Origin of the sequence: Ruminococcus sp. AF17-22AC, from assembly GCF_003460065.1 — a bacterium.
GTDB lineage: Bacteria > Bacillota > Clostridia > Lachnospirales > Lachnospiraceae > Blautia_A.
This window is the reverse complement of record NZ_QRXT01000001.1, coordinates 1-14661: the sequence shown is the minus strand read 5'-3', so window position 1 is coordinate 14661 and position 14661 is coordinate 1. Positions and strand designations below refer to the sequence as shown.

Genomic DNA, 14661 nt, shown 5'->3' with positions numbered 1-14661 from the left:
TGGTCCGTAATCTGTGAAATTTTTATCTGTTTCTTTGCTTTTCTTCTATAGATAGCTTTATGCTATCATATCTCTCATTTCACGTCAATAATTATTCAACCTGAATATTTTTTTCAACAAATTACCCCTTTTCTATCAAATACATCTATGCTATACTGTACGGGAAATGAATGATATGCAAAATAGGATCTTATGCGTCAAGTGTTCAGCGAATGGGGAGTTGTCGCCGAAACGAAAAGTCCGTCTTACGGTATAGGATCCGCACCCGTTGCGACAATATAAGAGGCTATCTCATATTGTGTAGGGATACGTTTTTCGACATACGTTCTATCACAATTGGAGATATCTTTTTTTGTTTTATTTTACAAATACATTGACAAAAAGCAGACAATCTCCACGATACACAATATCATTATAATAGGAGGTTGTTTTTTTATGGTAGACAAACAAAAAGTAGAACAGGCAATCCGCCTTCTCCTTGAAGGAATCGGCGAAGATACAGAGCGGGAGGGGCTCAAAGACACTCCTGACCGTATTGCACGTATGTGTATGGAAATCTATGGCGGTCTGGATGAAGAAGCTGATCACCATCTCGCCAAACAATTTAAAGTAGAAAATAACGAAATGGTCCTGGAAAAAGACATCACATTCTATTCCATGTGCGAGCATCATCTGATGCCATTTTACGGCAAGGCCCACATTGCTTACATACCCAACGGCAGAGTTACCGGGCTCAGCAAACTTGCCCGTACCGTAGATGTTTATGCAAGAAGGCCGCAGATTCAGGAGCGTCTGACTGTACAGATTGCCGATGCACTCGAGCGTGCGCTGAATCCCAGGGGCGTTATGGTCATGCTTGAAGCAGAACATACCTGTATGACGATGCGTGGCATCAAAAAACCGGGCAGCAAGACCATCACCACAGTAACACGAGGGGACTTTAAGACAGACCGTGAACTTCAGAAACAGTTTCTCTCTATGGTAAAAGACTGATGTCTGCTGATATGACAAGAGTTCAGGCCATCTGGCAGCATCCGCTTTATCAAAAACACCTGACTGCGCTTACCCGGCTGGAGGCTGACCGCATTTTCTGTCGCCACACCCCGGAGCATTTTCTTGATGTGGCAAGACTGACTTACATTTTTGCGCTGGAGCGAAATCTTGACTGTTCCCGTGAGCTGATCTACTGCACTGCCCTTCTCCATGACATTGGCCGTGCCGAGCAGTACACAAATGGTATTCCGCACGATGAGGCAGGTGTCTCTATAGCAGGACAGATTTTATCTGATCTGAACTTTACAGAAGAGGAAAAAAGCCAGATCCTGAATGCCATTGGAGAACATCGTTCCTCTAACGAAAATCTTCCGATACTCAGCCAGATTATTTATGAAGCAGACAAAAAATCCCGCAATTGTTTTTTATGTTCTGCCGAAAAAGAATGTTACTGGGCTCCTGAGAAAAAAAATATGACGATTCAATATTAAAAGGAGAATCTTTAAAATGAAAATTGGAAATCGTGAATTTGACGTAAAAAACAGAACCTATATTATGGGAATCCTGAATGTCACACCGGATTCTTTCTCTGATGGCGGTAAATGGGACTCTATGGATCATGCTCTGAAGCATGCTGAGACAATGATTGCCGAGGGTGCTGATATTCTGGATGTCGGCGGAGAATCCACCCGACCGGGACATACTCCGGTAAGCGCCGAAGAAGAGGCGGCCCGTGTCGTTCCGATCATTGAGGCGCTTCGCAAACATTTTGATGTTCCGATTTCTGTAGATACATATAAAGGAAGTGTTGCTGACGTTGCCGTACAGGCAGGCGCTGATCTTGTCAATGATGTATGGGGACTGAAATATGATCCGAAAATGGCAGGTGTAATAGCCAAACACGATGTAGCCTGCTGTCTGATGCACAACAAGGCCAACACAGAATACAACAATTTTCTCACCGACATGCTTACCGAAACGCAGGAATGCGTAAACATCGCGCGCAAGGCAGGCATCAAAGATGAACGTATTATTCTTGACCCGGGTGTCGGATTTGGAAAAACATATGAAATGAACCTTGAAACCATGAACCATCTGGAGCTTTTTCAGCATCTCGGATTCCCGGTACTTCTCGGCACTTCCCGTAAATCGATGATCGGTCTTACACTCGACCTTCCGGTTGACCAGCGTGTCGAAGGAACGATTGCCACATCCGTAATCGGTGTTATGAAGGGCTGTGCTTTTGTACGTGTTCATGACGTAAAAGAAAACAGGCGTGCCGTACTGATGACCGAAGCAATTCTCGGCAGAAACATCAAATAAAGGGATAATTAAAAGGAATAAAAATAAATGGATATTATTGAGATCAAAAACCTTGAAATATTTGCCAACCACGGAGTTTTTCCAGAAGAAAATGTCCTCGGACAGAAATTCGTCGTATCTGCAAAGCTTTATACAAGCACGCGTAAAGCCGGTCTGACAGATGAGCTGACTGCTTCGATTCACTATGGAGAAGTCAGCCAGATGATCACAAAGTTTACCAAAGAGCATACCTACAAGCTTTTGGAAACACTTGCCGAAAGCCTCTGTCAGATGCTTTTGCATGAATTTCCACTTATGAATACAATTACTCTGCGTATCGAAAAACCGTGGGCGCCGGTCGGACTTCCACTGGATACAGTTGCAGTAGAAATCACGCGTGGATGGCACACCGCTTATGTTGCTTTTGGTTCTAACCTCGGAGATAAAAAGAAATATATCGATGATGGCATTCAGGGCCTTAGGAACACTCCCGACTGTGAAGTCGAGGCCGTATCAGAATATCTTGTCACAGAACCCTATGGAGGTGTAGAACAGGATGAATTTCTCAATGGTGCGCTCCGTCTCCGCACGCTTCTGACTCCAGAAGAACTGCTTGACCGTCTTCACGAACTGGAGGCTGCCGCAAACAGAGAACGCATCATCCACTGGGGGCCTCGTACCCTTGATCTGGACATTCTGTTTTATGACAATGAAATCATTGATACCCCGAATCTCCATATTCCTCATATTGATATGGAAAACCGCGATTTTGTGCTGAAACCGCTGGATGAGATTGCTCCGTATTACCGCCATCCGGTTCTGAACAAAACCATCCATCAGCTTCTTAATGAGCTTCTTTCAAAAAGCAATTAAAAATGTCAAAACTTCTGGGTCCCGGTCATACACCAAGACTCAGAAGTTTTTTTGCTTCTTCAAGACGTTCATAAAACTGTTCGTAGAAATCTTTTTTCTCATCGTACTCTTTATAATAGAAGCGACTGAGTACATACATATTCAGATTCTTAATAAGATCTGCATCTTCTGTCTGATAAAAAACCTCCTGCACATCAAGAAGAAACTGATGCCACTCCCATATAAATTTTTCATATTGTTTCAAATTCGGTGTATCTAGCCATTTTTTTACTTTGATCTTTGAACGGTTTTTCTTCGTACATTCATGGATCTGCAAAATATATTTAAACCCATCTTCCGAATAATATCTTCCGAGTGGGAACAAACGGCAGAATCCCGGACGAATTGCATGGACCACGCATCTTCCTTCTCCGTTTAGAAATACGCAGCGTTCTTCTGCTCCTTTCATTGCAAGATGCGGAAGAATATTTCCATCCGAAATTCCAAGTTCCAGCACATTACCAATCAGATCTTCGGGAGTTCTCTGAAGTCCCCGGCTTAATCGACAGACATCATAGGGGTCCAGAAGCACAGAATCCCCCATCCCCTTACAGCAGTCGCAGCAGCCTTTACAGTCCTGACAGTCCGCTTTTACCATATCATTTGCATCATATAATTTTCCATCTGAAATTTCTTCCAGCGTTACTTCACGTCGCATAGATTTTCCTCTTTCTTCCTATACTGTTCCTATATTACTTGCATGACTTATGATACAGGACTATAATAGTGCTTGTCAATCATCAAGAAAAACGGAGGAACAGAAAATGCGATCTCTCGCAATCTATCTAAAAAACTATAAGAAAGAAGGCATTCTTGCACCTTTCTTCAAATTTCTGGAAGTTGTGTTCGATCTGCTTGTTCCGGTAGTAATTGCCCAGATCATTGATGTGGGTATCACAGGAAATGACCGTTTATACATCATTGAACGATTTTTCATCCTTGTGCTTATGGCTGCCGCCGGACTTACAGTCAGTATCACTGCCCAGTTTTTTGCAGCGAAAGCCAGTGTAGGATTTGCCACAGAACTGAGGCAGGCTGTTTATGACCATATTCAGAAGCTTTCCTATACAGAACTTGATACTCTGGGAACCGATACACTGATCACCCGTCTCACCGACGATATCAACCAGGTACAGAATGGCGTAAACATGGGACTTCGCCTTCTTCTTCGAAGTCCTTTTATTGTGCTTGGTTCCATGGTCATGGCATTCACGATCAATACTCGCTGTGCCCTGATTTTTGCTGTTGCCATTCCGGTACTTTTCCTTGTAGTATTTGTTATCATGTATCTCAGCATCCCACTTTTTGGTAAGGTACAGGGACGCCTTGATACAGTTACCGGTCTCACCAGAGAAAACCTGACCGGTGTACGTGTCATTCGTGCTTTCTGCCGTGAAGAAGAAGCAGTCCGTGAATTTGACGAGAGCAATGCCGCACTTACAAAATTAAATGAATTTGTCGGAAAGCTTTCCGCTCTCCTCAATCCAGTCACCTATGTGCTCATCAACATTGCTACCGTTATTCTGATCAATAATGCAGGACTTCAGGTGAACTTAGGTAACATGCAGCAGGGTGAAGTTGTTGCGCTTTACAATTACATGGCACAAATGATCATTGAACTCATCAAACTTGCATCTCTGATCATTACTCTGAACAAATCTGCCGCATGTGCAAACCGTGTTGCCGACATCCTTAAAGTAAAAACTTCCATGGATTATCCGGATGACACCGCTTCTGTTTCCGCAGCCGCTGAAAATGCCGTAGAATTTCAGGATGTTACCTTTGCCTATGCAGGCACAGGCGCACCAAGTCTTTCTGATATCTGCTTTTCTGTAAAGAAAGGCCAGACTGTCGGAATCATCGGTGGTACCGGCAGTGGTAAATCCACTCTCGTCAACCTGATCGCACGTTTTTACGATGCCACAAAGGGAACGATTATGATAAATGGGCAAGATATCCGAACCTACAGCCAGCATGATCTTCGTGAAAAAATCGGTGTTGTACCGCAGCGTGCAGCACTTTTTAAGGGGACGATCCGCGAAAATATGAAATGGGGACGCGAAGATGCAACCGATGAAGAAATCTGGGATGCACTGACCACTGCCCAGGCACGTGAAATCGTTGAGGGAAAAGACGGTCAGCTTAGTTTCAAACTGGAACAGAATGGACGAAATCTTTCCGGCGGTCAGCGTCAGCGACTGACAATTGCCCGTGCTGTCGTTAAGAAACCTGAATTTCTGATTCTTGATGACAGTGCAAGCGCACTTGACTTTGCCACAGATGCCGCACTTCGTAAATCTCTTCATCAGTTAAGCGGAAATATTACCACTTTCCTCGTCTCACAGCGTGCAGCAAGTATCCGTCAGGCCGATCTGATCCTTGTTCTGAATGACGGTGAGCTTGTCGGCAAGGGCATCCATGATGACCTGATCTGTACCTGTGACATTTACCGTGAGATCTATTTCTCCCAGTTTCCGGAAGAACGGGTGAAATATACTTCATCAAATACTGCCGTATCCGGTGGAACTATGGAGGTGGTATCATGAACAAAACAACAAATGATACAGCAAATGCAAGCAGTATGGAGACTCTCTGGAAAATACTCCGTTTCATCGGAAAATACCGTTTTCTCCTGATCTTAAGCATTATTCTGGCAGCTGTATCCGTTATTCTTCAATTATACGTGCCGGTACTTTTTGGTAATGCGATCGATCAGGTCGTTGCCGAACACGACGTAAACTTCAGTATGATGTGGTACTATCTGACAAGAATTCTTGTCATGGTCATCATCTCCAGTGTCGCTACCTGGATCATGAACATCATCAACAACCGCATGACTTTCCGTACGGTACAGGATATCCGCGCAAAAGCGATCCGTCAGATTCAGGTACTGCCGCTCTCCTATCTGGACAGCCACAGCACCGGTGACATCATCAGCCGTATCATCGCCGATACCGATATCCTTTCCGATGGTCTTCTTCTCGGATTTACACAGTTGTTTTCCGGAATTGTAACCATCATCGGAACTCTGATCTTTATGTTTTCCAAAAACATCCGGATCACCCTGATGGTCATTATCCTCACCCCGGTCAGTTTTTTTGTAGCAAGATTCATTTCTTCCCGCTCTTTCCATATGTTCCGGAAACAGAGCGATGCACGTGGCCGTCAGACAGCCCTTATTGAAGAAATGATCGGTAACCAGAAGATCGTACAGGCTTTTGGATATGAAGATAAATCTTCAGCACGTTTTGCAGAAATTAACAATGAGTTGAAAGAATGCAGCCAAAAAGCCGTCTTCTACAGCAGTCTGACCAATCCGTCCACCCGTTTCGTAAACAATGTTATTTACGCAGGTGTTGCACTTGTCGGTGCATTTATGATTCCGGGCGGTGCACTTACCGTCGGCGGTCTCTCTGTATTGCTTTCCTACGCAAACCAGTACATGAAACCATTCAACGACATCAGTTCTGTTATCACAGAACTTCAGAACGCACTTGCATGTGCGACCAGAATCTTTGCACTTCTTGAAGAATCTCCGGAAAGTGCAGATCCGACAGAAGCCCTTACTGATGCAAAAGGCGAGGTCAAGATTGATCATGTCAGCTTCCGCTATGTTACTGATAAAAAGCTGATAGAAAACTTCAATCTCCATGCAGAACCGGGCAAACGTATCGCAATCGTCGGTCCGACCGGCTGTGGAAAGACCACCTTTATCAACCTGCTGATGCGTTTCTACGATGTGACCGGTGGCACCATTTCCATTGACGGACACCCGATCAATGAAATTTCCCGCCACTCCCTGAGGAGCAGTTTCGGTATGGTACTTCAGGATACATGGATCAAGAACGGAACTGTCCGTGACAATATTAATATTGGAAAACCTGATGCTACCGATGGAGAGATCATTGAAGCAGCAAAACGTTCCCATAGTTGGGAATTTATCCGCCGACTTCCAAATGGGCTGGATTCTCAGTTAAAAGAGGACAGCTTAAGCCAGGGCGAAAAACAGCTTCTCTGTATCACACGTGTCATGCTGTGTCTGCCGCCTATGCTGATCCTGGACGAAGCGACCTCAAGCATCGATACCAGAACAGAGCTTATGGTCCAGGAGGCATTTGACCGTCTTATGGAAGGACGTACCAGTTTTATCGTTGCACATCGTCTCTCCACAATCCGCAATGCCGATGAAATTCTTGTTATGAAAGACGGAAGTATCATCGAACAGGGTTCTCATGACAACCTTATGGCAAAAGGCGGATTCTACCAGAATCTGTACAACAGTCAGTTCGTAAAAGTATCTGAATAATTTTATATATTGCAAAACCCGTTAGAGCAGTTGGCTTTATGCCATCCGCCCCGACGGGTTTTCTTTTTGGGTTTTCTTTATTTGACTGAAGGACTACTGTCGTCATTCTTCTTTATTTTTCTGTGCAGCCAGATATTCTTCTGTGAGTGCTACTGCATCACGGATACAGTCCGGACAACTTCTGAGGACTTTACCTGTCTCTACGCCTTTTAATTCTTTACAGAGATATGAGCCGTTCTGCTCTTTAAATTTTGCAGCATACTCTCTGACTTTTTTGTAGGTATCGCCTTTCGTCATTTTTCCTTTTTCCGGATTGCCCACACTGTTCTGCAGACCAATGATCATCATCATTCCGGAAAGTGCGCCGCACACCTCCATCATTCCCATGCCGAGTCCGAATCCTTCTGCAATACGGAACATCTCTTCCTCGTCCACTCCGAATTCTTTACAGAATGAACATGCAACTGCCTGTGCACAATTGTATCCTTTGTCATGAAATGTGATTGCCTGTTCTGCTTTTGTACTCATTTTGATTCCTTCTTTCTATCGTTTTCGTTTTCTTTCTGATTTATTCGATATTACTATATCAGAATTATTACAATTTATCCACCATTCTGTTGAATATACTCTCATATAATGGTATAATTATTCTCAATATTAGAGTAAAAGGGCGTATTTTTATGAGTATAACAAATGTGCTGTACAGCCGCTCAAAGTTTCTCGAGAACGTAAACGATTTCCTTGAAAGTCATGCACTGTCTGACTGGTGTATCATATCTATTGATATTGAACGATTCAAATTATTTAATAACTGGTACGGTCAGGAAGCCGGAGATATCCTGCTTACCAATATCAGTCAGTATCTGCTTCGTATTCAGCAGATGAAAGGCTATCTCGCCGGTTATTTTGGGGGAGATCATTTCTTCATGTGTATTCCGGACGATGACCAGCTTATCAACCTGATTTATAAAACGATCCGGAGCTATATCGGCATCCACAGCCAGAACGAGGGATTTCTGCCTATCATTGGCATCTATTCTATCCCTGATGATCATCCGGATGTTGCAACGATGTGCAACAATGCACAGCTCGCAGGTTCTGATATAAAAGGCAATTTTAACAAGCGTATTTCTTATTTCACTGATGAAATCATAAATCAGCTCGAAAAGGAACAGCAGATGATCCACGATGTAACAGTCGGTCTGGAAAATAAAGAATTCACCTTTTATCTCCAACCAAAATGCAACAGCGAAACAGGTGCTATCGTCAGTATGGAGGCACTCTCTCGCTGGATCAGTCCGGTTCGTGGTTTTGTTGCCCCCGGTGAGTTCATCCCGTTTCTTGAAAATAACGGCATGATCACTTCACTTGATACATATATCTGGGATGCCGTGTGCCAGACGCTTTCCTACTGGAAACATGATCACCTTTATGTTGTTCCTATTTCGATCAATGTATCTGTTACTGATATCGAAACGATCAATGTTCCTGAATACCTGCAGGATCTCATCACAAAATACGACCTTTCTCCTGAGATGCTGCTTGTTGAAATCACAGAGACGGCCTTTTCAGAAAACAATATCATTGTAAGAGAAACCATCGATCAGCTTCATCAACACGGTTTCTGCGTTCTGATGGATGATTTCGGAAGTGGCTACTCTTCTCTTAACATGTTAAAAGACACAAATGTTGATATTTTGAAACTTGATATGAAGTTCATCGAAATGAATCCGGAAAACTGCCAAAAAGGAATTCAAATCATCGATTCTATTGTCAATATGGCACATAAACTCAACCTGCCGATTATTGCAGAAGGTGTAGAAAGCCCTGAACAGATTAAAATGCTGCGTTCTATGAATTGTATCTATGCGCAGGGATATTATTTCTACAAACCAATGCCGATCAGCGATGCAGAGGATCTTCTGACCACAGTTCCTCACGAGAAGTACCATCACGTATGCAAACAGGATCCGGCTGATTCTCGAAATACCGCGGATGCGTTTCATGAAACATCAGTTACGCATTCTATTTTCAAGATTCTTGCCGAAAATTCACTTGTTCTCGCCAGATTAAATCTGAATAACGGTGAATACGAAATTTTAAAAAGAGATTACCGGCTCCATGGACGTGGACTTGAATTGGAACATGATTTTGAATCATACAACCGTCGTATATTAGATGAAAAGCTGATACATCCGGATGATGAAGAGCGGTATCGCGCCAGAATCACATTGTCCTCATTGCATAATTTCTTTTTTGACGGCAAAAAACAACTCAGCTATCAATTTTGCCGTCAGTTGAATAATAAATATATTCCCACTGTTATGGAATTTTTTGCAGGCAACCGGTGTGATGTACAAAATCCATGGATTGTTGTACTTATTCGAGAAATATCTTGACAGTGCGCAGTGAAAAGTGCTATTTTTACTGTAAAATTTTAAAAATCATATGACGAGGTGCAAAGACATGCAGGAATTAAAACCAATTAAAGAAGGTAAAGTACGTGAGATCTATGATAACGGAGACAGTCTGATCATGGTAGCTACTGATCGTATCAGTTGTTTCGATGTTATCCTGAACAATGAAGTGACCAAGAAAGGAACAGTACTGACACAGATGTCCAAGTTCTGGTTCGACCTGACCGAAGACATTCTGCCTAATCACATGATTTCTGTTGATGTAAAAGACATGCCGGAATTTTTCCAGCAGGAAAAATATGATGGAAAATCCATGATGTGCCGCAAGCTGAACATGCTTCCGATCGAGTGCATCGTTCGTGGCTATATCACAGGCAGCGGCTGGAAAAGCTATCAGGAAAACGGTACCGTATGCGGCATCACACTTCCTGAAGGTTTAAAAGAATCCGACAAGCTTCCGGAGCCAATTTACACCCCGTCAACAAAAGCCGAGATCGGTGACCACGATGAAAACATCTCTTTCGAGCAGAGTATAGATCATCTTGAGAAATATTTTCCGGGCAGAGGTCAGGAACTCGCAGAAAAACTTCGTGACAATACAATTGCTCTTTATAAAAAATGTGCAGAATACGCACTGAGCAAAGGTATCATCATTGCCGACACCAAATTCGAGTTCGGTCTGGATGAAGACGGAAATATGGTAATCGGTGATGAAATGCTGACACCGGACAGCTCCCGTTTCTGGCCTGCAGACGGTTACGAACCAGGACATGGACAGCCGTCCTTCGACAAACAGTTTGCACGTGACTGGCTGACCTCTAATCCGGGAAATGACTGGACACTTCCACAGGAAATCGTGGACAAAACCATCGAAAAATACCTGCAGGCATACAAAATGCTTACCGGCAAAGATCTTGACTAATATACATTAAAGGAGTGAATTATACGAGTGGACGCAAGTGACACTTACCAGTTGATTATTCTGATCATACTACTGGCATTATCTGCATTTTTTTCATCAAACGAGACTGCACTTATGGCAGTCAATAAAATCCGTCTTCGTACGCTCGCCGATGAAGGCAATAAACGGGCAGCCAAAGTTCTGGACATTGTCGAGAACCATACTTCCAAAATGCTCAGTGCCATACTGATCGGAAATAACCTTGTTAATATCACCGCTTCCTCTCTTGCCACCTCACTGGCATACAGCTTTGGCGGCTACATGATAAGTATCGCCACAGCTGCATTAACGGTGGCAATCCTTATTTTCGGTGAAATTACACCAAAGAATTACGCTACATTAAACGCAGAAAAAATTACATTACGTTATATTCCGGTTCTCAGCTTTTTCATGACGATTATGACTCCGTTCATCTTCATCATCGATTTGTTTTCAAGAATCTTTATGAAGCTTCTGCGAGTGGATTCGGATGCAGCCAATAAAGCCATGACCGAAGAAGAGCTTCGTACGATTGTTGATGTCAGTCATGAGGACGGTGTCATCGAATCTGATGAGAAAAAAATGATCTACAATGTGTTTGATCTCGGGGATGCCGATGCAAAAGACATCATGGTTCCACGTGTCAACGTCACATTTGCCGATGTAAATTCGACTTATGAAGAACTGATTGATATTTTCCGCGAAGACCGTTTTACCCGTCTGCCTGTATACGAAGACACACAGGACAATATCGTCGGAATCATTAATATGAAGGATCTCCTTCTCTATGATCCCGATGAACGATTTGATATCCGCAGTTTTCTCCGCAAACCTCATTTCACATATGAGTACAAAGACATTTCCGAACTTCTTGTAGAGATGCGTGAATCCACTTTCAATATTGCCATTGTTCTTGACGAGTACGGTGAAATGACAGGACTCATTACTCTGGAAGATATTCTGGAGGAGATTGTCGGTGAGATACATGATGAATACGATGAAAATGAAAATGAACTGATTAAAAAACTTTCTGATCATGAATATGTCATTGAAGGATCTATGAGTCTTGATGATGTTAATGACCATCTTGGAACACATCTTGAATCAGAAGACTATGATTCACTTGGCGGTCTTGTGATTGAACATCTGGATCGTCTGCCCGTCGCAGGAGATCAGGTAATCACCTCTGACGGTATCCGCCTTGTCGTTGACAAACTTGATAAAAACCGTATCGAAAATGTACGTGTATTTCTTCCCGAAAAGGAACCCGATAAACCCGAAGCAAACGATTCTGATGTATCTACAGAATCTTAAACAATCCAAAAAGTGCTGTTTCTGTCAGATTTTTCTTTCAGAAACAGCACTTTTTATTACTTCATAACTTATGTCTTCCACCTTCGATCATACCGAATCTGATACAAGTATTTACATGAATGAAATCTTCCATTGCTTCACGGTTTCCTTTTTGCTGAACTGTAACAGATCCAACAGGACTTCATAGACTGCTTCATTCCCTTTTACAATGATTGCAAATTCCTCTCTTGCCTCATTCAGACGGTGAAAAAGCGCACGCACCGCAGTCGGTTTCTGCTGCTTCTGCCTCTGTTCACGCAGATAGCCTTTTTCATCGTAATAGTAACGTTCATCTATTATAAAAACAAGTTGATTCTGGTAGCCTTTCAAAAGAAGCTCTGCTTCTTCCTCATCATTTGCATACACCACCTGAATATGAGGGTAATAGCGTACCGCTCTCTTTTCAGGTAAATGCATCATATTTTGAATGAAAGATGAAAGTTCTGCATTTGTACGGATGCGATTTGTCAGATGGAAGCTCTGAATATCCGGCAGATGTTCGATCTCATGGATCATAGTCCTGTCCATTTCTTCATCCGAAATCATATCTTCATCGTCGCTGGAAAAGATTACCGGATGCTTCTCGCTCAATTCCAGTATCACGTGTAGCTTCTCCTCCGTAAGCAAATGCGCCTCATCTACCAGAATTGCACTGTATTCATTCAGATCCGATTGCTCTTCAAGCTGACTGTCTGTAAAAAATGCAATCCGTAATAATCGGTCATGCAAGACTTTCCATTCTTTTCCCGCTTCTCCACAGTGGATTATACACACTTTCTGATGTGCAGAGAGCCTCATGGCAATGTCATAAAGCAGCAACGTCTTACCTGTCCCCGGCAGACCACTGAACCAGAAGTAACCGGACCCGACTTTTCGTATTTTATCCAGTATTCTCCTCTTAATATCTTTCTGTTGCGAAGTCAGAAAATATTCTTTATTCAAAAACCTTTCCGGCTCTGTCAATGGTGAAAACAGATACATTTCTGCCTGAAAAAGATCTTCAATATCACCTTCATAATCTTTGCTCTGTCTCTGCAGGACAGTACACAGCTGTTCCCAGTCCGCTTCCACAATATGATCGTGATTACTCAGACGTACGAGGCGGTTCTGGCTGCTGATGTATGTATAAGACTGAATTGTTTTTCCCTGTACAGACAGATAATATCGATTCTGTAATAGCTGTTTACGTACTGCCTCATCTGATACTATTCCGCTCTTTAATTCAACGTTTACAATCTGATCATCTTTTATCTGAAGAAGATCAAATTCCTTACCAAGTCTGGGAATCTGAAACGAATAGAAAAAGCGCAGAGCATACACATCCGGAAGACGCATCTCCAACTGCCGCACAAGTGCTTTCATACTATCCAGTTCCCATTCCCGTATTTTCAGGAAATATGTTCTTCCCGATAACTGCCGCTCCAGCTTCTGCAGGCACTCAATATTCTGATTTCTTGTGATCGTATAAATTGAAATGGATTTCATGTCCTTTCACCTGCTCCGATATCTCATTTTCTCTCTTAATCTATGCTTACTCTTTAATCTCTGCCCATGCTTCTTTCAGACGATCCAGTGAATAGCCCGCATTGGCAGGGCTTGTAGACGGCAGTTTATGTGCTTTGATTCCGTTTGCCGGATAAATGTATTTACAGTATAGCTCATATGCCTTGCCACCGTTAGTATAAATAGTCTGAATATCTGCGATCTTAAGAATTTCCGACAGATCATTCGGTACAACATCTCGGATGCTTGCATCAGACGATCCTTCGATTTCACAGCTTCTGATCACATCCCAGACTGCAATGTGATTTGCAAGCAGCATTGCTTTCTTTTCTTCTATCGTCTGTGGGACTTCACATTCCAGAATCCCGGCAAGTACCTTCCAGAAACGGTTCTGTTTATGTCCGTAAAAAAACTGTTGTTCTCTGGATTTTACAGATGGAAAGCTTCCCAGGACCAGAATACGGGAGTTTGCATCATAGACCGGTGGAATTGTGTGTTTTATCATGTCTTTGCTCCTATTTTCTTCAACTAACCTATGTCACTAATATAATAACATTTTATTTTATAAAATTCCTAAAAATTTAGTAATTAAACGATTTTCCCATTCACCTGTGAAGCGATTACAGCCAGTTTTCCAGAACATCATTCAGCTTATTCATATCCAGCGGTTTCGCAATGTGTCCATTCATGCCCGTATTTTTGGCCAGCTGTACATCTTCTGCAAAAGCATTGGCAGTCATGGCAACAATCGGCAGTTTTCCCTGTTCACCCGGAAGGCTTCTAATTGCTGCGGTTGCCTCATAACCATTCATGACAGGCATTTGGATATCCATAAAAACAAGATCATACAAGCCTTTCGGAGAACCTTCCACTTTTTCAACTGCCATTTTCCCATTTTCTGCCGTTTCCACTTTTGCACCTGTCATCTGCAAAAT

14 protein-coding genes and 1 riboswitch are annotated in these 14661 nt (G+C 42.8%); of the genes, 9 read left to right on the top strand and 5 right to left on the bottom strand.

What is annotated here, in order from left to right:
- Positions 1-176: 176 nt before the first annotated feature.
- Positions 177-273: riboswitch (THF riboswitch) on the top strand.
- 162 nt (positions 274-435) lie between these two features.
- Genes folE through folK form a run of 4 tightly spaced genes read left to right on the top strand, consistent with a single transcriptional unit; the run spans position 436 to position 3168 of the window.
- The gene (folE, locus tag DWW86_RS00070) at positions 436-993 is read left to right on the top strand and encodes a GTP cyclohydrolase I FolE (protein ID WP_117941903.1); all 558 of its coding nucleotides are present in this window, start codon (positions 436-438) and stop codon (positions 991-993) included.
- Between the two features lie 11 nt (positions 994-1004).
- Positions 1005-1484 carry an HD domain-containing protein gene (locus DWW86_RS00065; protein ID WP_286187624.1) on the top strand — a complete coding sequence of 160 codons (480 nt, stop codon included), beginning with the start codon at positions 1005-1007 and terminating at the stop codon, positions 1482-1484.
- A 16-nt stretch (positions 1485-1500) separates the two neighbouring features.
- Entirely contained in the window at positions 1501-2316 is an 816-nt protein-coding gene (folP, locus tag DWW86_RS00060; RefSeq protein WP_015542432.1) for a dihydropteroate synthase, read from the top strand.
- Between the two features lie 27 nt (positions 2317-2343).
- Positions 2344-3168 carry a 2-amino-4-hydroxy-6-hydroxymethyldihydropteridine diphosphokinase gene (gene folK, locus DWW86_RS00055; protein WP_117941901.1) on the top strand — a complete coding sequence of 275 codons (825 nt, stop codon included), beginning with the start codon at positions 2344-2346 and terminating at the stop codon, positions 3166-3168.
- 25 nt (positions 3169-3193) lie between these two features.
- Here folK and DWW86_RS00050 read toward each other — a convergent pair whose 3' ends face one another.
- Positions 3194-3865, bottom strand: coding sequence for a YkgJ family cysteine cluster protein (locus DWW86_RS00050; protein WP_117941900.1), 672 nt, complete (start codon positions 3863-3865; stop codon positions 3194-3196).
- A gap of 106 nt (positions 3866-3971) precedes the next feature.
- Here DWW86_RS00050 and DWW86_RS00045 point away from each other — a divergent pair, with 106 nt between their 5' ends.
- Both DWW86_RS00045 and DWW86_RS00040 read left to right on the top strand, forming a co-directional pair.
- A complete protein-coding gene (locus DWW86_RS00045) occupies positions 3972-5753 on the top strand; it encodes an ABC transporter ATP-binding protein (protein ID WP_117941899.1) in 1782 nt (593 codons plus the stop codon).
- Complete coding sequence (locus DWW86_RS00040; RefSeq protein WP_117941898.1) at positions 5750-7513, top strand: ABC transporter ATP-binding protein; 1764 nt, start codon at positions 5750-5752, stop codon at positions 7511-7513. The genes DWW86_RS00045 and DWW86_RS00040 overlap by 4 nt, the downstream gene beginning before the upstream one ends.
- Before the next feature lie 102 nt (positions 7514-7615).
- Here DWW86_RS00040 and DWW86_RS00035 read toward each other — a convergent pair whose 3' ends face one another.
- Positions 7616-8041 carry a C-GCAxxG-C-C family protein gene (locus tag DWW86_RS00035; protein WP_072521390.1) on the bottom strand — a complete coding sequence of 142 codons (426 nt, stop codon included), beginning with the start codon at positions 8039-8041 and terminating at the stop codon, positions 7616-7618.
- Between the two features lie 152 nt (positions 8042-8193).
- On the opposite strand from DWW86_RS00035, the gene DWW86_RS00030 reads away from it, so the two are divergent.
- The 3 genes from DWW86_RS00030 (at position 8194) to DWW86_RS00020 (ending at position 12184) form a co-directional block, all read left to right on the top strand.
- A complete protein-coding gene (locus DWW86_RS00030) occupies positions 8194-9912 on the top strand; it encodes a putative bifunctional diguanylate cyclase/phosphodiesterase (protein ID WP_117941897.1) in 1719 nt (572 codons plus the stop codon).
- A 67-nt stretch (positions 9913-9979) separates the two neighbouring features.
- Positions 9980-10852, top strand: a complete 873-nt coding sequence (locus DWW86_RS00025) for a phosphoribosylaminoimidazolesuccinocarboxamide synthase (RefSeq protein ID WP_117941896.1) — start codon at positions 9980-9982, stop codon at positions 10850-10852.
- A gap of 27 nt (positions 10853-10879) precedes the next feature.
- Positions 10880-12184 carry an HlyC/CorC family transporter gene (locus DWW86_RS00020; RefSeq protein WP_117941895.1) on the top strand — a complete coding sequence of 435 codons (1305 nt, stop codon included), beginning with the start codon at positions 10880-10882 and terminating at the stop codon, positions 12182-12184.
- A gap of 111 nt (positions 12185-12295) precedes the next feature.
- On the opposite strand, the gene DWW86_RS00015 is transcribed toward DWW86_RS00020, so the two are convergent.
- The 3 genes from DWW86_RS00015 to DWW86_RS00005 all read right to left on the bottom strand — a co-directional run.
- Positions 12296-13708 (bottom strand): DNA/RNA helicase domain-containing protein, encoded by a 1413-nt coding sequence (locus DWW86_RS00015; protein ID WP_117941894.1) that lies wholly within the window; start codon positions 13706-13708, stop codon positions 12296-12298.
- A 46-nt stretch (positions 13709-13754) separates the two neighbouring features.
- Positions 13755-14231 carry a DNA-deoxyinosine glycosylase gene (locus DWW86_RS00010; RefSeq protein WP_117941893.1) on the bottom strand — a complete coding sequence of 159 codons (477 nt, stop codon included), beginning with the start codon at positions 14229-14231 and terminating at the stop codon, positions 13755-13757.
- A 115-nt stretch (positions 14232-14346) separates the two neighbouring features.
- Positions 14347-14661 (bottom strand): response regulator (locus DWW86_RS00005; RefSeq protein ID WP_147338103.1); only part of this gene is annotated, 315 nt, incomplete at its 5' end.